Annotated in this window: 20 protein-coding genes and 2 pseudogenes; 7 read left to right on the top strand and 15 right to left on the bottom strand. The window is 70.1% G+C overall.

The features are described from left to right. Positions 1–53: 53 nt before the first annotated feature. The gene (locus ACZ3H8_RS18320) at positions 54–782 is read right to left on the bottom strand and encodes a type 1 glutamine amidotransferase (RefSeq protein WP_398986082.1); all 729 of its coding nucleotides are present in this window, start codon (positions 780–782) and stop codon (positions 54–56) included. 26 nt (positions 783–808) lie between these two features. Further along, the gene (locus tag ACZ3H8_RS18315) at positions 809–2,047 is read right to left on the bottom strand and encodes a MurT ligase domain-containing protein (RefSeq protein WP_467402926.1); all 1,239 of its coding nucleotides are present in this window, start codon (positions 2,045–2,047) and stop codon (positions 809–811) included. Between the two features lie 115 nt (positions 2,048–2,162). Here ACZ3H8_RS18315 and def point away from each other — a divergent pair, with 115 nt between their 5' ends. Next, entirely contained in the window at positions 2,163–2,696 is a 534-nt protein-coding gene (def, locus tag ACZ3H8_RS18310; protein ID WP_467402924.1) for a peptide deformylase, read from the top strand. 194 nt (positions 2,697–2,890) lie between these two features. On the opposite strand, the gene ACZ3H8_RS18305 is transcribed toward def, so the two are convergent. Beyond that, entirely contained in the window at positions 2,891–3,538 is a 648-nt protein-coding gene (locus ACZ3H8_RS18305; protein ID WP_467402922.1) for a TetR/AcrR family transcriptional regulator, read from the bottom strand. A gap of 167 nt (positions 3,539–3,705) precedes the next feature. Between ACZ3H8_RS18305 and ACZ3H8_RS18300 the strand changes: the two genes are divergently transcribed. Next, entirely contained in the window at positions 3,706–4,932 is a 1,227-nt protein-coding gene (locus tag ACZ3H8_RS18300; protein WP_467402919.1) for an acyl-CoA dehydrogenase family protein, read from the top strand. 94 nt (positions 4,933–5,026) lie between these two features. Here ACZ3H8_RS18300 and ACZ3H8_RS18295 read toward each other — a convergent pair whose 3' ends face one another. Genes ACZ3H8_RS18295 through ACZ3H8_RS18285 form a run of 3 tightly spaced genes read right to left on the bottom strand, consistent with a single transcriptional unit; the run spans position 5,027 to position 8,961 of the window. Then, complete coding sequence (locus tag ACZ3H8_RS18295) at positions 5,027–5,515, bottom strand: glutathione peroxidase (protein WP_467402918.1); 489 nt, start codon at positions 5,513–5,515, stop codon at positions 5,027–5,029. Positions 5,516–5,546: 31 nt separating this feature from the next. Next, positions 5,547–6,422: an acyl-CoA thioesterase gene (locus tag ACZ3H8_RS18290; RefSeq protein WP_467402915.1), complete on the bottom strand. Its 876-nt coding sequence runs from the start codon at positions 6,420–6,422 to the stop codon at positions 5,547–5,549. A gap of 25 nt (positions 6,423–6,447) precedes the next feature. Next, complete coding sequence (locus ACZ3H8_RS18285; protein ID WP_467402914.1) at positions 6,448–8,961, bottom strand: DEAD/DEAH box helicase; 2,514 nt, start codon at positions 8,959–8,961, stop codon at positions 6,448–6,450. Positions 8,962–9,083: 122 nt separating this feature from the next. Here ACZ3H8_RS18285 and ACZ3H8_RS18280 point away from each other — a divergent pair, with 122 nt between their 5' ends. Continuing rightward, positions 9,084–9,875: a metal-dependent hydrolase gene (locus ACZ3H8_RS18280; protein WP_467402912.1), complete on the top strand. Its 792-nt coding sequence runs from the start codon at positions 9,084–9,086 to the stop codon at positions 9,873–9,875. A gap of 80 nt (positions 9,876–9,955) precedes the next feature. Here the strand turns inward: ACZ3H8_RS18280 and ACZ3H8_RS18275 are convergent, their stop codons facing one another. After that, entirely contained in the window at positions 9,956–11,737 is a 1,782-nt protein-coding gene (locus ACZ3H8_RS18275) for an ABC transporter ATP-binding protein (protein ID WP_467402909.1), read from the bottom strand. Next, on the bottom strand, positions 11,734–13,551 hold the full coding sequence (locus ACZ3H8_RS18270; RefSeq protein ID WP_467402907.1) for an ABC transporter transmembrane domain-containing protein: 1,818 nt from the start codon (positions 13,549–13,551) through the stop codon (positions 11,734–11,736). The genes ACZ3H8_RS18275 and ACZ3H8_RS18270 overlap by 4 nt, the downstream gene beginning before the upstream one ends. Before the next feature lie 157 nt (positions 13,552–13,708). Here ACZ3H8_RS18270 and ACZ3H8_RS18265 point away from each other — a divergent pair, with 157 nt between their 5' ends. Next, positions 13,709–15,301 (top strand): peptide-N4-asparagine amidase, encoded by a 1,593-nt coding sequence (locus ACZ3H8_RS18265; RefSeq protein ID WP_467402905.1) that lies wholly within the window; start codon positions 13,709–13,711, stop codon positions 15,299–15,301. A 94-nt stretch (positions 15,302–15,395) separates the two neighbouring features. On the opposite strand, the gene ACZ3H8_RS18260 is transcribed toward ACZ3H8_RS18265, so the two are convergent. Both ACZ3H8_RS18260 and ACZ3H8_RS18255 read right to left on the bottom strand, forming a co-directional pair. Then, positions 15,396–16,868, bottom strand: a complete 1,473-nt coding sequence (locus ACZ3H8_RS18260; protein WP_467402902.1) for a Gfo/Idh/MocA family protein — start codon at positions 16,866–16,868, stop codon at positions 15,396–15,398. Between the two features lie 254 nt (positions 16,869–17,122). Then, a complete protein-coding gene (locus ACZ3H8_RS18255; RefSeq protein ID WP_467402901.1) occupies positions 17,123–17,584 on the bottom strand; it encodes a MarR family winged helix-turn-helix transcriptional regulator in 462 nt (153 codons plus the stop codon). Positions 17,585–17,710: 126 nt separating this feature from the next. Between ACZ3H8_RS18255 and ACZ3H8_RS18250 the strand changes: the two genes are divergently transcribed. The 3 genes from ACZ3H8_RS18250 (at position 17,711) to mltG (ending at position 21,081) form a co-directional block, all read left to right on the top strand. Next, complete coding sequence (locus ACZ3H8_RS18250) at positions 17,711–19,522, top strand: ABC transporter ATP-binding protein (protein ID WP_467402898.1); 1,812 nt, start codon at positions 17,711–17,713, stop codon at positions 19,520–19,522. 40 nt (positions 19,523–19,562) lie between these two features. Then, the gene (locus ACZ3H8_RS18245; RefSeq protein ID WP_467402895.1) at positions 19,563–20,168 is read left to right on the top strand and encodes a hypothetical protein; all 606 of its coding nucleotides are present in this window, start codon (positions 19,563–19,565) and stop codon (positions 20,166–20,168) included. Between the two features lie 61 nt (positions 20,169–20,229). After that, the gene (gene mltG / locus ACZ3H8_RS18240; RefSeq protein ID WP_467402893.1) at positions 20,230–21,081 is read left to right on the top strand and encodes an endolytic transglycosylase MltG; all 852 of its coding nucleotides are present in this window, start codon (positions 20,230–20,232) and stop codon (positions 21,079–21,081) included. A gap of 26 nt (positions 21,082–21,107) precedes the next feature. Here mltG and ACZ3H8_RS18235 read toward each other — a convergent pair whose 3' ends face one another. From ACZ3H8_RS18235 to ACZ3H8_RS18215, 5 genes and pseudogenes are all read right to left on the bottom strand, one after another. Then, positions 21,108–22,190, bottom strand: a complete 1,083-nt coding sequence (locus ACZ3H8_RS18235) for an NAD(P)-binding domain-containing protein (protein WP_467402890.1) — start codon at positions 22,188–22,190, stop codon at positions 21,108–21,110. A 42-nt stretch (positions 22,191–22,232) separates the two neighbouring features. Then, positions 22,233–23,771 (bottom strand): L-piperidine-6-carboxylate dehydrogenase, encoded by a 1,539-nt coding sequence (amaB, locus tag ACZ3H8_RS18230; protein WP_467402888.1) that lies wholly within the window; start codon positions 23,769–23,771, stop codon positions 22,233–22,235. Further along, positions 23,768–25,108 carry a 2-oxoadipate dioxygenase/decarboxylase gene (hglS, locus tag ACZ3H8_RS18225; RefSeq protein ID WP_467402886.1) on the bottom strand — a complete coding sequence of 447 codons (1,341 nt, stop codon included), beginning with the start codon at positions 25,106–25,108 and terminating at the stop codon, positions 23,768–23,770. Before hglS ends, amaB begins: the two co-directional genes overlap by 4 nt. Before the next feature lie 32 nt (positions 25,109–25,140). Further along, positions 25,141–25,521, bottom strand: a pseudogene (locus tag ACZ3H8_RS18220) (NAD(P)/FAD-dependent oxidoreductase); the annotation flags it as partial. A gap of 39 nt (positions 25,522–25,560) precedes the next feature. Continuing rightward, positions 25,561–25,691 (bottom strand): annotated as a pseudogene (locus tag ACZ3H8_RS18215) (sarcosine oxidase subunit beta); the annotation flags it as partial. Between the last annotated feature and the right edge of the window lie 78 nt (positions 25,692–25,769).

Below are 25,769 nucleotides of genomic sequence, written 5' to 3'. Positions count from 1 at the left end.
GCGCGGGGTGACGGGGCCGAACCGGGCGTCCGAGGGGTGGACGCGACCGACTGTCAGGCGGGCTGGGTCGCGGCTGCGATGCGCTCGGCCCGCAGCGACTCGTACCACCGGTCGTCTGTCGGCGGCAGCGCGTTCACATCGAGGGCCAGCTTCAGCAGCAGGTCCGCGACCTGCGGGTTGCGGGCCATCACGGGACCGTGCATGTAGGTGCCGAACACCGTCTCGTTGTACGCGCCTTCGGTTCCGTCGCCCGTGCCGTTGCCCCGGCCGAGGATCGTGCGCGCGAACGGGCGGGCCGTCGGGCCGAGATGCGTGATGCCCTGGTGGTTCTCGAAGCCGGTCAGCTGCGGCAGCCCCAAGCGCGGGTCGATGTCGGCCAGTACGTCGCCGACGCACCGCTCGCCCTCGCCGCGCGTGGAGACCACGTCGATCAGACCGAGACCCGGCTCACGCTCGCCCAGGTCGTTGATGAACTCGTGGCCGAGGATCTGGTACCCGGCGCAGACCGAGAAGATGATCGCGCCGTTGGACGCGGCCCGGCTGAGCCCGCCGTCGCGGCGCAGCCGCTCGGCCGCCAGCCGCTGCGGCCGGTCCTCGCCGCCGCCGATCAGATAGATGTCGCCGGAGGTGGGGACCGGCTGGTCGCTGCGTACGTCCATACGCATCACGTCCAGGCCGCGCTGCCGGGCCCGGCGCTCGACGACGAGGGCGTTGCCCTGGTCGCCGTAGGTGCTGAGCAGGTCCGGGTAGACCCAGACCAGACGCAGGCTGTTGTCGCTCATGCTCATGTCCTTTTCGGGGTCCGCGGTCAGTTGCCGACGCGGCGGCGCAGGTCCTGGAAAGCGGTGTAGTTGGCGATCGCCTCGATCCGCCCGGGCGGGGCCAGCTGCACCGCCTCGTCGACGGACTGGCACACCCGGAAGTCCAGGCCCGCGACCTCGAGCCGGACCGCGAGGTCCAGCTTGCGGTCGCCGATGACGAAGATCGGGTGGCCGGCGAGCCGGGTGTAGTCGACGTCCCAGAGCCACGAGGTGTCCGTGCCGTCGGCGCCACGGGCGTTGACCGAGAGGATGACCGGGGTCGGCGGCGGGTCGATCAGGGAGAACGTTTCGAGCCAGCCGGCCGGGTTCTTCGCCAGCAGCAGGCGCAGATCGCGGTTCAGGAAGGAGACGACGTCATAGCGGCCGGCGACGGCCTGCACGGAGTACATGCGCTCCAGGGCGACCTGCGGCGGCACGCCGAAGCAGGCGGCGACCGCGGCGGAGGTGGCGGCGTTCGCCCTGTTGGCGCGGCCCGGCAGCTGGAGGTGGATCGGCCAGGCCGATCCGTGCGGGTCCAGGACGTGGTCGCCGCTGAGCACCCAGCTCGGGGCGGGCCGGCGGAAGCCGCACTCGCCGCAGAACCAGTCGTCGCCGGGGCGCTGCATCACACCGCCGCAGGAAGGGCAGGACCAGGCGTCGTCCTTCCACTCCTGGCCGGCGGCCACCCACACCACATTGGGCGACGAGGACGCGGCCCACACGATCAGCGGGTCGTCGGCGTTGGCGATGACCATGGCCTTCGTACCCGCAAGGCCCTCACGCCACTTCTCGGCGAGCATCCGGGTCTCGGCCGCGCGGTCCAGCTGATCGCGCGAGAGGTTGAGCAGCGCAATCGCCTTCGGGGTCACATCGCGGGCGACGCCGGCCAGGTACTTCTCGTCGACCTCGATCACACCGAACTTGGCGTCGGAGCCGCCGGCCAGTGCCGAAGTGATGCCGGCCGGCATATTGGCGCCGAGCGCGTTGGAGACGACAGGGCCGCTGGCCCGCAGAGCCTCGGCAATCAGCCGGGTCGTCGTGGTCTTGCCGTTGGTCGCCGACACGAGGACGACGTCCAGGTGCTGCGCCAGCCGCCCCAGCAGATCGGGGTCGAGCTTGAGCGCGACCCGGCCGCCGATCACTGATCCGCTGCCACGTCCGGCGGCGCGCGACACCGCTGCCGCGGCCTTGCCTGCCGTCACGGCCAGCTTGGCGCGCGGCGTCAGGGGCTCCGAGTTGCCTGACATCGTCCTTGATCCTCCTTGCATCGGTCCGGCCCAGCCTATCGAGGTCCGGTCGGGCGCCCGTACGTCGGCACCGTCGGAAAACGTGGAGGTCACGCGGGACCGTACGCTTACGGCCATGCGAAACCGGCCGATCCCCGGCAGTTCCGGACTCGTGAGGGCCATGAGCCTGTTCGGAGATCCGGTGCTGCACGCCCCCTGCGAGACCGTCAGCGACTTCTCCGCCGGGCTGAGCAAGCTCATCGAGGACATGTTCGCGACGATGTACGCGGCCCAGGGCGTGGGCCTCGCGGCGAACCAGGTGGGGACACCTCTGAGGGTGTTCGTCTACGACTGCCCGGACGACGAGGACGTCCGCCACCTCGGACACATCGTCAACCCCCGCCTGGTGGAGGCGGACGGGGTCACGGTGCGCGGCCCGGAAGGCTGCCTCTCGCTGCCGGGCCTGGAGGCCGGGACGGAGCGCTACGACCGCGCGGTGGTGGAGGGCGTGACGTCGGACGGGGCGCCGGTGCGGGTGGAGGGCACGGGCTTCTTCGCGCGGTGCCTTCAGCACGAGTGCGACCACTTGGAGGGGCTGGTCTACCCCGACCGCCTCAGGGGCTGGCGCCGCGCGAAGACACTGCGCGCGGCGCGCAGGGCAGCCTGGTAACCGGCGGCCCCCTTCCCGAACTGGGGCTCCGCCCCGGGCCCCGCGCCTCAAACTCCCCCGGACTTCGTCCGGGGGACCCCCACGAGGCTTGAACTTCCGCCGGACGGGCGGAAATTCAAGCCGGTCCGGCGAGTGAGGACAACGCCCGAAGGGCGTGCGGGGGTCTTGGGCGGAGCCCCAGTTGACAAGGCCCCCTAGAAGCCGGGGCCGCCCGCACGGTCGCCCGCCGCCGCCAAGCGGCCCCAGAGCAGATCGGCCAGACTCCGCACCAACTCCGCGCGGGAGCAAGGACGTTCGCCGAGCCACCAGTCGCCCGCCGCGTGCATCATGCCGACGATGCCGTGGCCCCACACCCGCGCCAGCTGCTCGCTGTCGGGGCCCAGGTCGACCCGGTCGTGGATCACCTTCGCCAGCTCCTCGCCGAGGCGGCGCAGCAGCGGCGCCGAGTGGCGGCCGACGTCGAAGCCCGCCTCCGACGGCTGGGCGTCCTCGGCCGGATGCATCAGGAAGCGGTAGACCTGCGGGCGTGCTTCGATCGCCGCGAGATACGTGTCGAGCGTGGCCTCGACCCGCTCGCGGCGATCCGCCGGCGCGTCGACCGCCGCCCGCAACGCGTCCAGCAGCGCGTCCGTGTGGCGCTTGGCGAGCGCCCGGTACAGGCCGCCCTTGTCGCCGAAGTGCCGGTACAGGATGGGCTTGGTGATGCCCGCCTCCGCGGCGATGGCGTTCATGGAGGCCTGTGGCCCGTCCCGGAGCACCACCCGGTCCGCCGCTTCGAGCAGCTCCCGGCGCCGCTGGTCGGCCGGCTTCTGCTGGCCCGCCGCCTGCTGTGTGGTCTCCATAGTTCTGTCTCCCCGCCCGAGCGATTGCGTGACGCCTGCGCAACGTAACACCCTGACCGCTGTTCCAGGTCAACCGGCCATGGCTGGTTGACACGCGCTACTTGCCGGTAACAGACTTCTGTTACCGCAAGTAACATGCAGGAAGTCACCGCAGTGCTGGAGGGAACATGGCCGAGTTCACGCTCGAACTCAACGACGACCAGAAGCAGGTCCGCGATTGGCTGAACGGCTTCGCCAAGGACGTGATCCGCCCGGCCGCCGCCGAGTGGGACGAGCGTGAGGAAACCCCCTGGCCGGTCATTCAGGAAGCGGCCAAGGTGGGAATCTACTCCCTCGACTTCTACGCCCAGCAGTTCTTCGACCCGACCGGACTCGGCATCCCGACGGCGATGGAGGAGCTCTTCTGGGGCGACGCCGGGATCGCCCTCTCCATCGTCGGCACCGGGCTCGCGGCCGTCGGCGTCCTCGCGAACGGCACCGAGGAGCAGATCGGCACCTGGATCCCCCAGATGTACGGCGACGTGGACGACGTCAAGGTCGCGGCCTTCTGCTCCTCCGAGCCGGACGCGGGCTCCGACGTCGGGGCGATGCGCACCCGCGCGGTCTACGACGAGGCCAAGGACGAATGGGTGCTGAACGGCACCAAGACCTGGGCGACCAACGGCGGCATCGCGGGTGTCCACGTCGTGGTCGCCGTCGTCGACCCGGAGATCGGCTCCAAGGGTCACGCCTCCTTCATCGTCCCGCCGCAGACCCCCGGCCTCTCGCAGGGCCAGAAGTTCAAGAAGCACGGCATCCGCGCGTCCCACACCGCCGAGGTGGTCCTGGAGGATGTCCGTGTCCCCGGGCACTGCCTGCTCGGCGGCAAGGAGAAGCTCGACGAGCGTCTCGCCCGGGCGCGGGAGAGGACCAAGGCGGGCGGCGAGCGACTGAAGAACGCGGCCATGGCCACCTTCGAGGCGTCCCGCCCGGCCGTCGGCGCGATGGCGGTGGGCACCGCCCGCGCTGCGTACGAAGTCGCCCTCGACTACGCCACGACCCGCAGCCAGTTCGGCCGCCCGATCATCGACAACCAGGGCATCGCCTTCCAACTGGCCGATATGCGCACCCAGATCGACGCCGCGCGGCTGCTGGTGTGGCGCGCCTCCTGGATGGCGGCGACGGGCAAGCCCTTCACCTCCGCCGAGGGCTCCATGTCCAAGCTGTACGCGTCCGAGACCGCGAAGAAGGTGACGGCGCAGGCCATCCAGATCCTGGGCGGCAACGGCTTCACCCGCGAGTACCCCGTGGAGCGCATGCACCGCGACGCCGCGATCTACACGATCTTCGAGGGCACCAGCGAGATCCAGCGCCTGGTGATCGCCAGAACCCTCTCGGGGATGCCGATTCGTTAGCCTCTGTCATTAATTGCCGGAATTGCCGGACGGGCTTGATATCAAGCCCGTCCGGCAATTGCGTGCAGCCCGGCAAGGGCGACCCGCAGCGAGGTCAGGCGGCGAGCAGCGCCTCGATCGCGGCGACGACCTCCGCGGCCTCAGGCTCTGTGGTCGGCCGGATCCGGGCCACGACCTGGCCGTCCTTGCCGATGAGGAACTTCTCGAAGTTCCACTGGATGTCGCCCGCCTCGCCGTCGGCGTCCGCGACCTTCGTCAGCTCCGCGTACAGCGGGTGCCGGTCGGCGCCGTTCACATCCGTCTTCTCCAGCATCGGGAAGGTCACGCCGTACGTCGCCGAGCAGAAGGACTGGATCTCCTCTGCGCTGCCCGGCTCCTGGCCCGCGAACTGGTTGCACGGCACGCCGAGGACGCTGAACCCCTGGTCGCCGTACTGCTTCTGCAGCCGCTCCAGACCGCCGTACTGCGGGGTCAGCCCGCACTTGGAGGCGACGTTCACCAGCAGGACGGCCTTGCCCTGGTAGTCGGCGAGCGAGGTGGGTTCACCGGCGAGCGTGCGCAGCGGGATGTCGTACAGGGTCATGGAAATCTCCTCAGTGACGGGCAATCGACGTTCATTGTGAACGCCAGGGACGGAAGAGACCTTCCTGCACGACCGATACGAGAAGATTGCCCTCGCGGTCGTAGATACGGCCGCGCGCCAGTCCCCGGCCGCCCGTCGCGATCGGCGACTCCTGGTCGTACAGGAACCACTCGTCCGCGCGGAAGGGCCGGTGGAACCACATCGCGTGGTCCAGCGAGGCCATGTCGAAGCCGCGTCTGCCCCACAGCGGCTCCACCGGGATGCGGACGGCGTCGAGGAGCGTCATGTCGCTCGCGTATGTCAGCGCGCAAGTGTGCACCAGCGGGTCGTCGCCCAGGGGCCCGACCGCGCGCATCCATACCGCGCTGCGCGGGTCCGCCTCCTTGATCTCCTCCGGGGTCCAGCGCAGCCGCTCGGCATAGCGGATGTCGAAGGGCTGGCGGCGGGCCATCCGCTCCAGCGACTCGGGCAGCGCGCCCAGATGCTCACGGATCTCCGCGGTGACCGTGGGGAGGGTCTCGGGGTCCGGGAAGTCGAGACGCGGCGGCAGCTGGTGCTCGATGCTGCCCTCCTCCGGCCGGTGGAAGGAGGCGGTCAGATTGAAGATGGTCTTGCCCTGCTGCACCGCCGTGACCCGGCGGGTGGTGAACGACCGGCCGTCCCGCACGCGCTCGACCTGGTAGACGATCGGCACCCCTGGGATGCCCGGGCGCAGGAAGTACGCGTGCAGCGAGTGGACCGGGCGTTCGCCGTCGGTGGTGCGGCCGGCCGCGACCAGTGCCTGGCCCGCCACCTGCCCGCCGAAGACCCGTTGCAGGGACTCCTCCGGGCTGCGCCCGCGGAAGATATTGACCTCGATCTGCTCCAGGTCGAGCAGATCGACCAGGCGCTCGGCCGGGTTCGTCATCGGGTGTTCTCCTGTGTTCCCAGTGTCAGAGCTGGCCGACGTCGGTGACGCGCACAACGGCCCGGCCTTCCTCGTCGGAGGCCGCCAGATCGACCTCCGCGCTGATACCCCAGTCATGGTCGCCGTTCGGGTCGGCGAAGATCTGCCGGACGCGCCACAGTCCGTGCTGCGCGTCCTCCTCGATCAGCAGCAGCTTCGGGCCCCGCGCGTCCGGCCCGGTGCCCAGGTCCTCGTACTCGTCCCAGTACTTGTCCATCGCCTCGCCCCAGGCGTCCTCGTCCCAGCCGGATTCGGCGTCCAGCTCGCCGAGCTCGCGGACGTGGTCCAGCGCGGCCAGTTCGACCCGGCGGAACATGGCGTTGCGTACGAGTACACGGAAGGCGCGGGCGTTCGCGGTGACCGGCTTGACCTGGTCGGCCTTCTCCTGGGCCTGTTCGGCAGTCTCGATCTCCGGGTTGGCGAGCTGCTCCCACTCGTCCAGCAGGCTGGAGTCGACCTGCCGCACCATCTCACCGAGCCAGGCGATCAGGTCCTCGAGATCCTCGGACTTCAGATCGTCCGGGATGGTGTGTTCCAGCGCCTTGTACGCGCTCGCGAGATAGCGCAGCACGATGCCCTCGGTGCGTGCGAGTTCGTACCAGGAGGTGAACTCCGTGAAGGTGAGGGCCCGTTCGTACATGTCACGGATGACGGACTTCGGCGAGACCGGGTGGTCACCGACCCACGGGTGCGACTTCTTGTAGACGTTGTACGCGTGCCAGAGCAGCTCTTCCAGCGGCTTGGGGTACGAGATGTCCTGGAGCCGCTCCATGCGCTCCTCGTACTCGATGCCGTCCGCCTTCATCTGTCCGACCGCCTCACCGCGCGCCTTGTTCTGCATGGCGGCGAGGATCTGGCGGGGGTCGTCGAGCGTCGACTCGACGACGGAGACCATGTCCAGGGCGTAGGACGGGGACTCCGGGTCGAGCAGGTCGAAGGCTGCGAGCGCGAACGTCGACAGCGGCTGGTTCAGCGCGAAGTCCTGCTGGAGGTCGACGGTGAGCCGGATGCTGCGGCCCTCGGCGTCGGGCCTGTCCAGCTGCTCGACCACCCCGCCGTCGAGCAGCGAGCGGTAGATGGCGATGGCCCGGCGGATATGGCGCAGCTGCGCCTTGCGCGGCTCGTGGTTGTCCTCGAGGAGGCGGCGCATCGCCTCGAAGGCGTTCCCGGGCCGGGCGATCACCGAGAGCAGCATGATGTTGGTGACCCGGAAGCGCGAGGTCAGCGGCTCCGGCTCGGAGCCGATCAGCTTCTCGAACGTGGTGTCCGACCAGGCGACGAAGCCCTCGGGAGCCTTCTTCCTGACCACCTTGCGGCGCTTCTTCGGGTCGTCGCCGGCCTTCGCGAGCGCCTTCTCGTTCTCGATGACGTGCTCGGGGGCCTGGGCGACCACAAAACCGGCGGTGTCGAATCCGGCCCGCCCGGCGCGACCCGCGATCTGATGGAACTCGCGGGCGCGGAGAGTACGTACGCGATTGCCGTCGTACTTGGTGAGAGCGGTGAACAGCACCGTGCGGATGGGGACGTTGACGCCGACGCCGAGCGTGTCGGTACCGCAGATGACCTTCAACAGGCCTGCTTGCGCGAGCTTTTCGACCAGACGGCGGTACTTGGGCAGCATGCCGGCGTGGTGCACGCCGATGCCATGGCGTACGTAACGGGACAGGTTCTGCCCGAACTTGGTAGTGAAGCGGAAGTTGCCGATCAGTTCGGCGATCTTGTCCTTCTCCTCGCGCGTGCACATGTTGATGCTCATCAGCGACTGCGCGCGCTCGACCGCCTGGGCCTGAGTGAAGTGCACGATATAGACGGGCGCCTGCCTGGTTTCGAGCAGCTCGGTCAGGGTCTCCGTGATGGGCGTCGTGACGTACTCGTACGAGAGCGGGACAGGCCGGGTCGCGGACCGCACGACCGAGGTCTCGCGGCCGGTGCGGCGGGTCAGGTCCTTCTCGAACATGGAGACGTCGCCGAGGGTCGCCGACATCAGGATGAACTGCGCCTGCGGCAGCTCCAGCAGCGGGATCTGCCAGGCCCAGCCGCGGTCCGGCTCCGCGTAGAAGTGGAACTCGTCCATCACGACCTGGCCGATGTCGGCGTGCTTGCCGTCGCGGAGGGCGATGGAGGCCAGCACCTCGGCGGTGCAGCAGATGACCGGAGCGTCGGCGTTGACGGAGGCGTCGCCCGTCAGCATGCCGACGTTCTCGGTGCCGAAGAGCTTGCAGAGGTCGAAGAACTTCTCGGAGACCAGCGCCTTGATCGGCGCGGTGTAGAAGGTGACCTTGTCCTGGGCCAGAGCCGTGAAGTGCGCGCCCGCGGCGACGAGGCTCTTACCTGAGCCGGTGGGGGTAGAAAGGATCACATTTGCCCCGGAAACCACCTCGATCAGCGCCTCCTCCTGAGCCGGGTAGAGCGTGATGCCCTGGCCTTCGGCCCATGACGAGAAGGCTTCGAAGAGGGCATCGGGGTCGGCATCCGGCGGCAGCTGATCGATAAGGGTCACGCCCCCCATCTTGCCTGTCTTCACCCCCGATCAGGGAACCGGACGGCGACGGCAAGATCACGGGGCGATACGCTGCCCTGTCAACTGGCTTCACCACAAGAGCAAATGGGGCGGGAACACACATGATGGGACCGGCGCACTCTCTGTCCGGGGCGGCTGCCTGGCTGGGGGTGGGCGCGGCGACCGCTGCCGCCGGCCACTCGATGCCATGGCCGGTCCTCGTTGTCGGAGCGCTTATCTGCGCGGGCGCGGCGCTCGCGCCGGACCTCGACCACAAGGCGGCGACGATCTCGCGGGCCTTCGGGCCCATCTCGCGCGGACTGTGCGAGGTCGTCGACAAGCTGTCGTACGCGGTCTACAAAGCGACGAAGAAACAGGGCGACAAGCGCAGGACCGGCGGCCACCGCACGCTCACCCACACCTGGCTGTGGGCGGTCCTGATCGGCGCGGGCGCCTCCGCGCTGGCGATCACCGGCGGCCGCTGGGCGGTCCTCGTGATCCTCTTCATCCACCTGGTGCTCGCGGTCGAGGGCCTGCTGTGGCGGGCGGCGCGGGTCTCCAGCGACGTACTGGTGTGGCTGCTCGGCGCGACGAGCGCGTGGATCCTGGCGGGCGTCCTCGACAAGCCGGGCAACGGCGCGGACTGGCTGTTCACCGCCCCTGGCCAGGAGTATCTGTGGCTTGGCCTGCCGATCGTGCTGGGCGCGCTGGTGCACGACATCGGCGACGCGCTGACGGTCTCGGGCTGCCCGATACTGTGGCCGATCCCGTTGGGGCGCAAGCGCTGGTACCCGGTGGGTCCGCCCAAGGCCATGCGCTTCAGGGCGGGCAGCTGGGTGGAGCTGAAGGTGCTGATGCCGGTGTTCATGCTGCTCGGGGGAGTGGGCGGCGCGGCGGCCCTCGGATACATCTGATCGGATACCTCTGAGGGCGCCGCGCGCTTCACTGTGCCGGAACCGTCGCGCGCCTCACCCGTGCCGGAACCGCCCCCGCCTCATCCGTGCCAGGACCGCCACAGCGCCGCGTACGCGCCGTCGGCCGCCACCAGTTCGTCGTGGCTGCCCAGTTCGCTGATCTGGCCCTCCTCCACCACCGCGATCACATCCGCGTCGTGCGCCGTGTGCAGCCGGTGGGCGATGGCCACCACCGTGCGGCCGTCCAGGACCCGGGAGAGCGAGCGCTCCAGATGGCGGGCCGCGCGCGGGTCGAGCAGCGAGGTCGCCTCGTCCAGGACCAGCGTGTGCGGGTCCGCGAGGACCAGCCGGGCGAGGGCGATCTGCTGGGCCTGGGCCGGGGTGAGGGCGAGACCGCCCGAGCCGACCTCGGTGTCCAGGCCGTCGTCCAGCGCCCGCGACCAGCTGTCCGCGTCGACCGCTCCGAGCGCGGCCCACAACTCCGCGTCCGACGCGCCCGTGCGGGCCAGCAACAGGTTGTCGCGCAGGGAGCCCACGAACACGTGGTGCTCCTGGTTGACCAGTGCCACATGCTCACGGACCCGCTCGGCGGGCATCTCGGCCAGTTCCGCGCCCCCGAGCGTGATCTGCCCCGCGCGCGGTGCGTAGATGCCCGCGAGCAGCCGCCCGAGCGTGGACTTGCCGGCGCCCGAAGGACCGACCAGAGCCAGCCGGGTGCCCGGTTCGACGTTCAGCGTCACCCGGTGCAGCACGTCGACGCCCTCGCGATAGCCGAAGTGCACCGTGTCGGCGCGAACCCTGCGGCCATCCGGCACCACGCCCGGGTCGCCGGCGTCCGGTTCGATGTCCCGTACGCCGACCAGCCGGGCGATCGACACCTGGGCGACCTGGAGCTCGTCGTACCAGCGCAGGATCAGGTTGACCGGGTCGACCAGCATCTGCGCGAGCAGGGCGCCCGTCGTCAGCTGCCCGACACTGATCCAGCCCTGCAGCACGAAGACGCCGCCGATCAGCAGCACCGAGCAGAGGATCGTCACATGCGTCACGTTGATGACGGGGAAGAGCACAGACCGCAGATAGAGCGTGTAACGCTCCCATGCGGTCCACTCCTTGATCCGCTGCTCGGACAGCGCCACCCGGCGTCCGCCGAGGCGGTGCGCCTCCACGGTCCGCCCGGTGTCCACGGTCTCGGCCAGCATGGCGGCGACCGCCGCGTATCCGGCGGCCTCCGAGCGGTACGCGGACGGCGCCCGCCTGAAGTACCAGCGGCAGCCGATCACCAGCGCCGGGACGGCGACGAGCACCGCGAGCGCCAGCGGCGGCGCGGTCACCGTGAGCGCGCCGATGAGCAGGCCCGCCCAGACCACGCCGATCGCCAGCTGCGGCACGGCCTCGCGCATCGCGTTGGCCAGCCGGTCGATGTCGGTGGTGATACGGGAGAGCAGATCACCCGTACCGGCCCGCTCAAGCACGCCGGGCGGCAGCCCGACCGACCGCACGAGGAAGTCCTCGCGCAGGTCGGCCAGCATCTCCTCACCGAGCATCGCCCCGCGCAGCCGCATCAGCCGTACGAACACGGTCTGCACGACCAGCGCGAGCGCGAACAACGCGGCGGTGCGCTCCAGATGGAGCTCGCGCGCCCCGTCCGCCAGGTCCTCGACGAGTCCGCCGAGCAGATACGGGCCGACCATCGAGGCGATCACCGCGACGGCATTGACGGAGACGAGCAGCACGAAGGCCCTGCGGTGCCGCCGCAGCAGTTCGCTGACGTACGCCCGCACGGTCGCCGGGGTCCCGACGGGCAGGGTCGCCGCCGCCTCCGGGGCCGCCGGGTCGTACGCCGGTAACGCCACGCCGATCATGCCGACTCCTCGATCTCTTCCAGTGCTTTCAGCGCGTCGATGGCATCGATGCCACCGAGCTGCTCTTCCTCGGTCTCGCGGGTGACGACCGCGCGGTATTCGGCGTTGCTGTACAGCAGTTCGCGGTGCACGCCGACCGCCGCCACCTCGGCGTCGTGCACGAACACCACCCGGTCCGCGCGGTCCAGCAGCAGCGGTGAGGAGGCGAACACGACCGTGGTGCGGCCGGCCCGCAGCTCCCTGACGCCCTGCGCGATCCGCGCCTCCGTGTGCGAGTCCACGGCCGACGTGGGCTCGTCCAGCACCAGCACCTCGGGGTCGGTCACCAACGAACGGGCCAGCGCGAGCCGTTGGCGCTGCCCGCCGGACAGCGAGCGGCCGCGCTCGGTGATCCGCGTCCGCATCGGGTCGCCCGAGTCCTCTTCCGACGCCTGCGAGAGCGCGTCCAGTACGTCACCGCACTGCGCGGCCCGCAGCGCCGCCTCGGCACTCACCTCGCCCGAGGCCGGCACGTCCAGCAGCTCCCACAGCGTCCCGGAGAGCAGCACCGGGTCCTTGTCCTGTACGAGGACGCAGGTCCGAGCTCCATCGAGCGGCAGGTCGTCCAGCGCCACCCCGCCCAGCAGGACGGAGGGGCTCTTCTCCTCCTCGGCGGCATGACCGCCAAGCCGCTCGGCGAGCAGCCCGGCCGCGTCCGGGTCGCCGCACACGACTGCGGTGAACCGGCCCGCCGGGGCGAGCAGACCGGTGGCGGGGTCATACAGGTCCCCGGCCGGAAGGGCGGCATCGTAGAGGCCGCCGCGCTCGCCCTCGTACGAGGTCCGCTCCAGAGACAGCACCCGGGCCGCCCGCTGCGCGGAGGGCCGCGAGAAGGAGTACGCCATGGCGATCTCCTCGAAGTGCCGCAGCGGGTACATCAGGAGCGTGACCGCGCTGAAGGCGGTGACCAACTCGCCGACCTCGACCCGGCCGTCGCGGGCGAGCCCCGCGCCGTACCAGACCACCGTGATCAGCAGCAGACCCGGCAGCAGCACCTGGATCGCCGAGATGAGCGACCACATGCGGGCGCTGCGGACGGCCGCCCTGCGCACCTCCTGGGAGGCCTGGCGGTAGCGGCCGAGGAACAGTTCCTCGCCGCCGATGCCGCGCAGGACCCGAAGGCCCGCGACGGTGTCCGAGGCCAGTTCGGTGGCCTTGCCGGCCTTTTCGCGCTGGATGTCGGCGCGCCGGGTGGCCCGCGGGAGCAGCGGCAGTACGGCCAGGGCCAGCACCGGTACGCCGACGGCGACCACGACGCCCAGTGCCGGTTCGTACAGGACCAGGCCGACGCAGATCAGGACCACCGTGATGGCTGCCGCGGCGAAGCGCGAGACCGCCTCCACGAACCAGCCGATCTTCTCGACGTCGCCGGTGGAGACCGCGACCACCTCGCCGGCGGCGACCCGGCGGGTCAGTGCTGAGCCCAGTTCCGCCGTCTTGCGCGCGAGGAGCTGCTGGACGCGTGCCGCGGCGGTGATCCAGTTGGTGACGGCGGTGCGGTGCAGCATTGTGTCGCCCAGGGTGATCGCCACGCCGCACAGCGCGATGAGCGCGCCGGCGAGCGCGAGGCGGCCGCCGGAGCGGTCCACGACCGCCTGCACGGCCTGGCCGACGCCCAGCGGCAGCCCGGCGACACCGCAGAAGTGGAGCAGTCCCCAGGCCAGTGACTTCAGCTGGCCGCCCAGCTGATTCCGCCCCAGCCACAGCAGGAATCGCGGCCCTGACCTGGCATCAGCCACACCGGGGTCGGGATACGGAAGATCGCGAATCTGCATGACGTCCCAGGGCTCGAGGTGTGGCGGAAACCGTGCAAGGTTCGCCTTTTGGAGCCCCGTCCCGCAATCGATTTTTGTGCGGCAGGACATACAACACGCCAAGATCGAACAACTCGCCATGGTGCTTTGGACCCGCCGCACGCTTCACTCCTGACGCATGAGACGACGACAGATCATGTCCATGCTCGCCGGGCCGGCGCTGGCGGCCGGGTCGCTGCTCGGCGCCGGGCCCGCCGCCGCGGCCGACGATCCTCCGGCGGAGTTCGGCAGCGACTGGCACGACCCGGTCACCGCCGTACCGCCCGTCGGCCGGCCCGGTACCAAGTCCTGCCAAGTGACGCTCGCCGAGGCACAGTTCCGCGATTTCACGCCGTACAAGGGCAGTTACACGCCCCCGAAGGGGTGTGGCGACCGCTGGAGCAAGGTGGTGCTGCGGCTCGAAGGAAGCGTCAAGGGACGGCAGTACGACCGCCTCGGCCATCTCACGGTCGGCGGGGTGGAGATTCTGCGCACCTCCACCCCGCAGCCTTCGCCGGACGGCATCGCCTGGTCGGTGGAGAAGGACGTCACGCGCTACAGCGACACCCTGCGCGGCGCCCAGCCGGTCGAGATGCTCATCGGCAATGTCGTCAACGAGACATACACCGGAATCTTCGATGTCACGGTCACGCTGACCTTCTACGCCGCCGGGCGCGCTGCGACGGGTGCGGCGGCCCCCGACAAAGTGCTTGCGCTGGACGGCACTTCGCTCACCACACCGCGCAACTCCGAGCGGATCGTCGCCGAGGTGTACGCCACCGGATCGGGCGGCGGCTGCGAGGAGTACTGGTATCTGACCGTCCCGGACACTGCGCCGTACTCCTGCAAGGCCGCCGACGGCCCCTATCGCGAGGTGCAGATCAAGGTCGACGGGCAGCTCGCCGGAATCGCCGCCCCCTTCCCCACGGTGTGGACCGGCGGCTGGTCCAACCCCTTCCTCTGGTACGTGATCCCGGGGCCGCGGGCCTTCGACATCAAGCCCATCCAGTACGACCTCACGCCTTTCGCCGCCCAGCTCAACGACGGCAGGCCGCACCGCGTCGAGGTGTCCGTCGTCGGAGTCCCGGCCGGACAGACCGGCTGGTCCACTCCCACCAATGTGCTGGTGTGGCAGGACGAGGGGAGCGAGGTCGTCACCGGCGCACTGACCCGCCACGAGGAGAGCGCACCCGTCAACTCCACGACGTACACACCGGGTTCCGAACACCGGCTCGACACCAGGGGCGAACACCGGCTCACCGTCGCCGGTCACCTCGACACCTCGCACGGGCGGGTCGCGACAACCGTGAACCGCGCGCTCGCGGGCGCCTCCGTCCACCGCTGGACCGAGGGCGAGAACCAGGACGCGCTCAAAGGGACTTGGAGGGACGACGAGACCGTGACAAGCGGGCGGCAGATCACGGACACCCACCGGAGGTACACGATGGACGGCGTCACCACGCTGGGTGCCGGGGACCGGCTGCGTACCGTCCTCACCCTGGGGGACAAGGCCGACACCGTCGTCACCCGGGGCGGGAAGAGGCTGACTTGGTCGCGGCTGGACGACGCGTACGCGGGTGATGCGACGTACACCGCCAATGTGCCGCGCGACCAGCGGCACGCGGTCGGCACGACGGCGGAGCGCTACCGGCTGTACGGCTCCGAGGGCTGCTACGACCGCGCTCTGCGGACGGTCCAGGGGGTGGTGACCGAGGACAGGCGGCGCTGCTGAGGACGTCCAGGCTCCTGTAGCAAAGGGCGAGTCGGCCCAAGCGAGTCGAGGTGGGCGGGGCCCGGCCTGTGCGAGCCGGGCCCCGCCTGCCCCATCAGGCTGTGGGCTTGACCGAGTCCACGCCGGGGCGGGACTTCTTCCAATCGCCCCGGGTGAAGTCCGGGATCTGCTGCGGTGCGCCCTTCGCCTTGATCGACGCATGGCTCAGCGGCACCGGAGCCGTCCAGGTCGCCGCGTCGTACACATCGAAGTCGGGCACAAGACCCAGCTGCATGCACTGCATCAGCCGGAAGATCATGATGTAGTCCATGCCCCCATGACCGCCGGGCGGGTTGGAGTGCTCCTTCCACAGCCAGTGGTCCCAGTCGGCGTACTTCGCGAAATCGCCCCACTGGTCGTCGGTGTGGTCGGGCTCGATATAGATCCGCGACGGGTAGTCCTCGAAGACACCCTTCGTCCCGCCGAGGCTGTTGATCCGGCTGTAGGGATGTGGGGTCGACACATCGTGCTCCAGGCGGATGACCCGTCCCTTCGCCGTCTGGACCAGGCTGATCGTACGGTCGCTCTCGATGTACGTCTCCTTCCAGCTCGGGTCGCCCGGCGGCATGGTGGCCTTCCGGTACTCGGCAAGACCCAGCGCGGGCGTGCCGAAACTGGATATGTGCGTCACACGGTCACCGCGGTTGATGTCCATGTAGTTGGAGACCGGGCCGAAGCCGTGGTTCGGGTAGAGGTCGCCGCGTAGCCGGGTGTGCCACAGCCGCCGCCAGGGACCTTCGTAGTAGTCCGGGTCGAACATCAGGCCGCGCAGATCGTGGTTGTACGCGCCCGCGCCGTGCAGCAGGTCGCCGAACTTGCCGGCGTGCGCCATGCGCAGCACCCGCATCTCGTTCTTGCCGTAACAACAGTTCTCCAACTGCATGCAGTGCCGTCTGGTGCGCTCGGAGAGGTCGACCAGCTCCCACAGCTCGTCCAGGCGCATGGCGACCGGACACTCCACGCCGACGTGCTTGCCGTTCAGCATGGCGGTCTTGGCCATCTCGAAGTGGAAGTCCCAGGGCGTGGCCACATAGACGAAGTCGATGTCGCCACGCTTGCACAGGTTCTCGTAGTCGTCCTCGCCGTTGGTGTAGACGGCCGGCGCGGGCTGGCCGGCCTTGACCACCTTGGCGGCTGCGCTCTCGGTCTTGGCCTTGACCGGGTCGCAGAGGCCGACGACCCGGACTCCGGGGAGGGCGAGAAAGAGGTCGATCATGCTGCCGCCGCGATTGCCGAGGCCGACGATCCCGACGCGCACGGTGCCGCGCCGCTCGAAGGGCACCCCGGCCATCGTGCTGCCCTTGCGGGCGGGCGCTTCGGCGGTCTCCGCTTCGGCCTGCGAGGCCGCCGCCGACGCTGCCGCACCGGCCGTGCCGCTCTCCGCCGCCGCCGCGGGGCCGGTGCCGAGCGCGCCGAGGCCGAGCCCGGCGCCCGCCACACCGGCCGTGGTCCGCAGTACGGAGCGACGGCTCAGCGAGCCGTCGTCGCCCTCCGCCATACCGGGGTTCTGCTGTGCTGCGTCGTTCATCGAGCCTCCAGGAGACGTGTCGTTGAGCTGACGTTGCGCGGCGTGCTGCGGCTGGTTCAGTGAACCTCGGTAAGGACCTTGGTAGTTGGTGCTGCTGATCCGCAAGAGAACCTGTTTGGACTCTTGGTCCGAGCTCATGGACTCTTCTGCGCGAGTTCGCCGGGGACCTGGCCCGGCGCAAGCGGAACGCCTTCAGTGCCGCCCCATGACGCGAATGCGCCGACTGGGGCGAGCTGAAGGTGAGTTGGGACGGCTCAGCAGCGCGGCCCGGGCCCGTCGACCAGGGTGGACAGCAGCCCGCCGAGCACCTCGCGCTGGTCGGCGGTCAGGGGAGCCAGGATGTCCTCGGCGGCCGCGCGTCGCGCCTCGCGCAGCGCCCTGAGCGTGGCGCGGCCGGTGTCGGTGAGCTCGATCCGGATCACCCGGCGGTTGGTCGGGTCGGGGGCGCGGCGGACGCAGCCACTCGCTTCCAGACCGTCCACCAGGCTGGTCACGGCGCGGGGGACCACCTCGAGCCGGGCGGCGAGATCGGCCATGCGCGGCGGCTCGTCGTAATGCGCGAGGGTGCGCAGCAGCCGGGACTGGGCGGGGGTGATCGCGATGTCGGCCGCCTCCAGCTGCCGCTTCTGGCTGCGGTGGAGCCGCCGGGTCAGTCGCAGCAACTGCTCGGCCAACAGGCCGTCGGGATCGGGGAGCCCTGAAGATGAGGACAGCATGTGGGAACAATATCAGGACCAGGCTCATTGTGAAGATAGGTAACAATGAGCTATGCTCCCAAGATCTTCGCTGTTCCATCCCGTCGAACTCTTGTCCAACCCGTCGAGCCCTTGTCGAAGGAGCCCATGCGTATCCACGCCGAGTCCACCTGGACACCACCACCACGTGATCCGGAGCAGCCGCCCGCCCAGGTGCGACGGATCCTCCGGCTTTTCCGTCCCTACCGAGGCCGCCTCGCCGTCGTCGGCCTGCTCGTCGGCGCCGCGTCGCTCGTCTCGGTCGCTTCCCCCTTCATGCTGCGCGAGATCCTCGACACCGCGATCCCGCAGGGCCGCACCGGCCTGCTCAGCCTGCTCGCCCTCGGCATGATCCTGACCGCGGTGATGACCAGCGTCTTCGGCGTACTCCAGACGCTGATCTCCACCACCGTCGGCCAGCGCGTCATGCACGATCTGCGCACCGCCGTCTATGCCCAGCTGCAGCGGATGCCGCTCGCCTTCTTCACCAGGACCCGCACCGGAGAGGTCCAGTCGCGCATCGCCAATGACATCGGCGGGATGCAGGCGACTGTGACCTCCACCGCGACCTCCCTGGTCTCCAACCTCACGGCGGTGGTCGCCACCGTCGTCGCGATGCTGGCGCTGGACTGGCGGCTCACCGCCGTCTCGCTGCTCCTGCTGCCACTGTTCGTCTGGATCAGCCGCCGCGTCGGCCGCGAGCGCAAGAAGATCACCACACAGCGCCAGAAGCAGATGGCCGCAATGGCTGCCACCGTCACCGAGTCGCTCTCCGTCAGCGGAATCCTGCTCGGCCGCACGATGGGCCGCGCCGACTCGCTGACCAAGTCCTTCGCCGAGGAGTCCGAGCGCCTCGTGGACCTCGAAGTGCGATCCAGCATGGCCGGGCGGTGGCGGATGTCCACCATCGGCATCGTCATGGCCGCCATGCCCGCCCTGATCTACTGGGCCGCGGGCCTCGCGCTCCAGTCCGGCGGGCCCCAGATATCGATCGGCACGCTCGTCGCCTTCGTCTCGCTCCAGCAGGGCCTGTTCCGCCCGGCCGTGAGCCTGCTCTCCACCGGAGTGCAGATGCAGACCTCGCTCGCCCTCTTCCAGCGGATCTTCGAGTACCTCGACCTGCCCGTCGACATCACCGAGCCCGAAAAGCCGGTCCGGCTGGAGAAGATCAGCGGCGAAGTGCGGTTCGAGGACGTCGACTTCGCGTACGACAAGAAGCAGACGCGGCCGACCCTCGACGGCATCGATGTGACCGTGCCCGCGGGCGGCAGCCTCGCAGTCGTCGGGCCCACCGGCTCCGGCAAGTCCACGCTCAGCTATCTGGTGCCCCGGCTGTACGACGTCACTGGGGGCAGAGTCACCATCGACGGAGTCGACGTACAGGACCTCGACTTCGACACCCTCGCCCGGGCCGTGGGAGTCGTCTCCCAGGAGACGTATCTCTTCCATGCCTCCGTCGCCGAGAACCTGCGCTTCGCCAAGCCGGACGCCACCGAGGCGGAGATAGAGGCGGCCGCGCGCGCCGCGCAGATCCACGACCACATCGCGTCGCTGCCCGACGGCTACGACACCCTGGTCGGCGAGCGCGGCTATCGCTTCTCCGGCGGCGAGAAGCAGCGCCTCGCCATTGCCAGGACGATTCTGCGCGACCCGCCCGTCCTCATCCTCGACGAAGCGACCAGCGCCCTCGACACCCGTACCGAGCACGCGGTGCAGCGGGCGATCGACGCGCTCTCCACGGGCCGGACCACCATCACCATCGCCCACCGGCTCTCCACCGTCAGGGACGCCGACCAGATCGTGGTCCTCGACGCGGGGCGAATAGCCGAGCGCGGCAGCCACGAGGAACTGCTCGACCGGGACGGCCGCTATGCCGCTCTGGTGCGCAGGGACGCGCAGTTGACCCCGGTCGCACCCTGACCCGACCCGCATCCGGTCGGGTACGGCATGATCGCCGCCCATGAGAGCTCTTCTTGGGGTGGACCTGCCCGGTTACCGGCCCGTCGACCATGACGTATGGGCCAATGACGAAGGCGACGTGCTGTCGCTGCACTTCTTCGGGCTGCCGCCGGACCTGCCCGCGTCGCTCGATGACGGTCCCGCGCTGCGCGCCGCGCTCACCCGTCTGACCGCAGAGGCGGGCGGCGGCCTGATCGAGGCCTCGGTCAAGTCGCTGGGGCAGCTGCCCGCACAGCTGCCCGCGCTGAAGCAGATACTGAAACTGCCGCTGCCGGGACGGCCCAGCGGCCAGGCCTTCATCGGCAGCTTCACCGTGCCGCGCGTCAACTGCAGCACCGTGGTGAAGATCCAGGCGCCCGAGCGCGGCATGACGGGGATGCGCGAGGCCATGGTGATGGCCCAGGTGGGCCACGACAACTACTTCCGGCCGCACCCGTACGCCCCCGAGGTGCAGGGCGGTCTGCCCTTCCACGTCGCCGACCACGCCCAATGGGACGCGCAGTTCCCCGATCACCCGCTGACCAGGGTGCGGCGCACCCTCGACGCGCTCACCGAAGCGGTCCAGGTGGTACCGGAATTCGCTGCCATGCCGCCCTTCACGCCGTAGGGGCCGTGTCGCTGCGGGCCGGGTCCGGGGATCGGCGCATGCGCCGGGTTAGCGTGCCCGCATGATGAACGAACCCCCGCCGGCCCGGCCCGGGCGCAGGTTCCGCCTGACCCGCCGTGGCCGGCTGGTCCTGATCGTGAGCGCGGTCGTCGTCATCGCGGCGGCCGCGGTGCTGGTGCCGCTGCTGCTGAGGCCGGCCAAGGAGGAGGAGAAGAAGGCCTCGCTGCTGATCCCCGAGGGCTGGCGCGCCTCGCAGGTCTACGCGGCCGTCGACAAGGCCCTCGACAAGCAGCCCGGCACCACCCGGAAGGCCGTCGGCACGGCGACGCTGAAGCTGCCCCCCGATGCCAAGGGCAACCCCGAGGGCTACCTCTTCCCCGCCACGTATCCCATCGATCACAAGACCACGCCGGCGAGCCTGCTCAGCTACATGGTCAACACGGCCAACCAGCGGTTCGGGGCCGACCGCATCAGCAGCGGCGCACAGCGCAGCGGCGTGACGATCTATCAGACGGTGAACATCGCCAGCATCGTGCAGGCCGAGGCAGACACACCCCAGGACATGGGAAAGGTCGCCCGGGTCATCTACAACCGGCTCGCCGAGGGGATGCCGCTCCAGATGGACTCGACCCTGAACTACGCGCTGAACCGCAGCACTTTGGACACCACGGCCGCAGACACGAAGATCGACAGCCCGTACAACAGCTATGAACGCACGGGCCTGCCGCCGACCCCCATCGACAACCCGGGGGAGCAGGCGATGCACGCGGCGATCAATCCGACGCCCGGGGACTGGCTCTACTTCGTCACCGTCGTGCCGGGGGACACCCGCTTCACCGTCAGTTATCGGGAGCACCTGCGCAACGTCGAGCAGTTCAACGCCAACCGCTCAAGCGCGAGCAGCGGCCGCTGACTGCCGTCACAGCACGCTGACTGCCGTCACACCAGGGCCGCTTCGCCCTCCAGCAGCCGCATGATCTCGCGGACCGCGGCCCGCCCGGCGCGGTTGGCGCCGATCGTCGAGGCCGAAGGCCCGTATCCGACGAGATGGATGCGTGTGTCCCGTACGGCACGAGTGCCATCGACCTGGATGCCGCCTCCCGGCTCGCGCAGCTTCAGTGGTGCGAGATGGTCGATCGCCGCGCGGAAACCGGTCGCCCAGAGGATCACATCCGCCTCCACCGTCCGCCCGTCGTCCCAGGCCACTCCAGTCGGCGTGATCCGGTCGAACATCGGCTGCCGGTCCAGGACCCCCGACTCGCGGGCGCGCCGCACGGCGTCGTTGAGCGGCAGCCCGGTCACCGAGACCACGCTCTGCGGCGGCAGTCCGCGGCGTACGCGCTCCTCCACCATGGCCACGGCCGCCCGCCCGAAGTCCTCGTTGAACGGGCCCTCGTGGAAGACGGGCGGCCGCCGTGTCACCCAGGTGCTGTCCGCCGCCACCCCCGCGATCTCCATCAGATGCTGGGTCCCCGAGGACCCGCCGCCCACCACCACCACGCGCTGCCCGGCGAACTCCTCCGGCCCGGGGTAGTTCACTGTGTGCAACTGCCGTCCCCGGAACGTCTCCTGGCCGGGGTAGCGCGGCCAGAACGGGCGGTCCCAGGTGCCGGTCGCATTGATCAGCGCCCGCGTCGACCAGGTCCCCTCCGAGGTCTCCACGAGCAGCCGCCCGCCCTCGCCCTCGCGTACCGCGGTGACGTCGACGGGCCGGTGGACGCGCAGATCGAAGCGCTCCTCGTAAGCCGAGAAGTACGCACCGATCACCTCGGAGGAGGGCCGCGCGTCGTCCGCGCCGGTCAACTCCATGCCAGGCAGCGCGTGCATGCCGTGCACTTTGCCGTACGTCAGCGATGGCCAGCGGAACTGCCAGGCACCGCCCGCTCGCGGGGCGTGGTCGAGCACCACGAAGTCGCGGTCCGGAACCAGACCGGCGCGTCGCAGATGGTAGGCGCCGGACAGGCCTGCCTGTCCGGCGCCGATGACGACTACGTCCACGTCCCGCGCCCCGAAGTTGTTCACGCTTCTACGAACCGCGCCGGGGCCGTGGATCTTCCCACGTACCTACAGGAAGTTGACCCCCTGTGCCAGGGGCAGGCTGTCCGAGTAGTTCACCGTGTTCGTCGCCCGGCGCATGTACGCCCGCCAGGCGTCCGAGCCCGACTCGCGCCCGCCGCCGGTCTCCTTCTCGCCGCCGAACGCCCCGCCGATCTCTGCGCCAGAGGTGCCGATATTCACATTGGCGATGCCACAGTCCGAGCCGTCGGAGGCCAGGAAGCGCTCCGCCTCCCGCTGGTCCTGCGTGAAGATGCTGGACGACAGGCCCTGCGGGACGCCGTTGTGAAGCGCGACCGCCTCCTCCAGGGTCCGGTAGGTGAGCACATAGAGGATCGGGGCGAAGGTCTCCCGGCGTACGACGGCCGTCTGCGCGGGCATCCGTACGAGCGCGGGCCGCACATACGCCGCGTCGGGCGCCTGCTTCGCCAGCTGCCGGTCGCCGCCGGTGAGGATCTTCCCGCCGTCCGCCTCGGCCGCCGTCAGCGCCTCGGCCATCGCGTGGTGCGCCGTACCGGAGATCAGGGGGCCCACCAGGGTGGCCTCCTCGAACGGGTCGCCGACCGGCAGCTGCCCGTACGCGTGGACGATCTTCTCCAGCAGCTGCTCGGCGACGTCCTCGTGGACGATCAGCCGGCGCAGGGTGGTGCAGCGCTGGCCCGCGGTGCCCGCCGCGGAGAAGACGATCCCGCGCACCGTGAGGTCGAGGTCGGCGGACGGGGTGACGATCGCCGCGTTGTTGCCGCCCAGTTCGAGCAGACAGCGGCCGAAGCGGGCGGCCACCCGAGGGGCGACCTCGCGCCCCATCCGGACCGAGCCGGTCGCGCTCACCAGCGCGACGCGCGCGTCGTCGACCAGCCGCTCGCCCGTCTGACGGCCGCCCAGGAGGAGCCGGTGCACACCCTCGGGCGCACCGGTGTCGGCGGCGGCGCGGGCGAGCAGGGCGTCGCAGGCCAGCGCGGTCAGCGGAGTCAGCTCCGAGGGCTTCCAGACGACGGTGTCACCGCAGACCAGGGCGATTGCGGTGTTCCACGACCAGACGGCGACCGGGAAGTTGAAGGCCGAGATCACTCCGACCACGCCGAGAGGGTGCCAGCTCTCCGAGAGCCGGTGGCCCGGCCGCTCGGACGCCACGGTCCGCCCGTAGAGCTGCCGGGAGAGACCGACGGCGAAGTCACAGATGTCGATCATTTCCTGTACTTCGCCGAGCGCCTCGGAGCGGATCTTGCCGGCCTCGATGGTGACCAGATCGGCCAGGTGCTCCTTGTGCTCGGTCAGCAGCTCGCCCAGCCGCTTCACCAGCGCCCCGCGCTGCGGCGCGGGAACCGTGCGCCACTGCCGGAAAGCCTCATCGGCCGCGCCGATCGCCGCGTCGGCCTGCTCGGGTGTGGTGGCGGGCAGCGTGAACAAAGTGGCGCCGGTCAGCGGCGTACGGGCGATGACGTCGCCGCCGCCCGCGGGCAGCCCGGCGCCGCAGCGCAGCAGGCTCTCCCGGGCCCGGGCGCGCAGCGAGTCGTTGTCGGGCAGCGTGGTGCTGTTGCTGGTCAAGGCGTGTCCTTGGGGAGTCCGAGGGCCTGGCGGGCCTGCCGAAGTGAACTGTCCTGCTGAGCGGCGTAGAGGTCGAAGGGGTCGTGGACAGGGCGCTCCAGTACGCCGGAGAGCCACTGCTGGTCGTAGTGAGCGCCCAAGGCGGTGGAGTCCCTGGTGCCCTCTTCGCTGAGGTTCGACTGGAAGATCCCGGCGGCCGACCGGGGCAGGAAGTCCTCGTAGACGATGGGGTTGGCGCTCACCCAGTCGCCGTCGACGAGGCCCGCGAGATCCTGCGGCGGGGTGCGGCCGTCCCGGGGCCGGTCGGCTGTCGGCTCGTAGCGGAAGAACGCCTTTTCCTGGACGGCCAGTTGGCGTTCGGTGCGCGGGAAGCGGGCGGCCCAGACCTCGGCGGGCTCGGCGATCAGCTCGTCGTAGAGGGCTCGGCCCGCCCGGGTGAGCGCGATGCCGCGCGCCTCGACCTCGCCGAAGCGCACCCGCAGGGAACCTTCGCCGACACTCCCGTCCGGCTCGCGGAAGCGGCGCGGCTCCGCCAGCGCGCGGAACGACGTCTGGCGCAGCAGCACATCTGGACCGTCCCAGCGCGGCGGCCCCTGGATCCGGTCGATCATCGTGATGCCGCGCTCGCCCATGCGCCGGTAGAGCTCGTCGATGTCGAGCACCCGCGGTGTGAGGTGGTTGATATGGGTGCTGGTGACGCCGCCGATGTCGGCGGCGACGGCGGAGATCCTCTCCAGCTCGGCGTACCAGGCACGGTCCACCGGCTCCGGGGACAGTTCGAAGGCGGCCACGGCCAGGGTGAGGAAGCGCTCCGCCTGCGGGTCGTCGAGGCCCTGTTCCCGCTCGGCGCGCGCTGCCAGGTCGATGAGCTCGGTCGGGAAGAGTTCACGCCGGCCCAGGAACGACACGAGGCGGGCCTCGAGCCCGGCGTCGAAGAACCGGCGGTCGGCGGTGGTGAGCATGGAGGTGAAGACCCGGAAGGGGTTGCGTTCCAGCTCCTCGGCGTCGATGGGCCGGAACGCGGTGGAGACGACCGGGACCGCGCTGGCCGCGGCCTCACGTAGGTCGTAGAAGCCCACCGGCTCCATGCCCAGCGCGGCGAAGATCTGGGCGGCCTGGCGCATCTCGCGCGCGGTGCCGACGCGGATGGCGCCGTGCCGCTCCGCCGTGACGCGCTCGATGCCGCCGAGCCGTCCCGCGTCGCCGTTCTTGCCGATCACCTCGTCGTTGACCTGCGCCGACACCTCCAGAAGCGTGGTGTACGCGGGGACTTCCGTGCCGTACATGTCGGAGAGCCGACGGGCGAACGCGGCCCGCAGCCGCCAGGTGGGGATCACCAAGTCCTCCTTCCGGTCCGGTGGGGATGGGGTCAGATGATGTGGGCCTCGGGACGGACGGCCGCGGCATGCCCCTCGAAGCGGGCCGCGGAGAGCGGTCCGACATCGATGAACGGCGTCCTGTCCAGATAGAGGTCGCGGACGATCTCGCCGACCGCGGGCGCCTGTAGAAACCCGTGCCCGGAGAAGCCGGTGGCATACAGGAAGCCGCTCACTTCCCCCGCCCGGCCGATCAGCGCGTTGCGGTCGGGCGTCATTTCGTACAGTCCCGCCCAGCCGCCCTTCGCCTCCAGATCCGCCAGCGCCGGTGCCCGCCGCAGCGCCGCGTCGCGGAACGGCTCCAGCCACTCCCGGCTGTACTCCCGCCCGAAGCCCGGCTCCCGCGAATCCCGCCGATCGGCTTGCCCGACGAGCCGGACGCCGGCTCGTCGCGCTCCACCACCAGGACATCCCTGACCCCGGCCTCGGCCAGGTGGAAGGCGACGCTCGCCCCGACGACGCCACCGCCGACGATGACGACGTCCGCGGCCGCGGGAAGGGGAGCGGAGGGAGCGGAATCCGAACGGAGAGCACTGTGAACCATGAAAGAGCCGTCCCGTCTGCTCGACACATCCCGGTATACATCCCGGAATACATCTCGGTATGAGCCGGTATGAGGCGG

The sequence above is a fragment of the Streptomyces sp. NPDC002868 genome, from assembly GCF_055563295.1.
The sequence above is the reverse complement of the archived record's forward strand: the minus strand, read 5'-3'. Positions and strand labels throughout refer to the sequence as shown.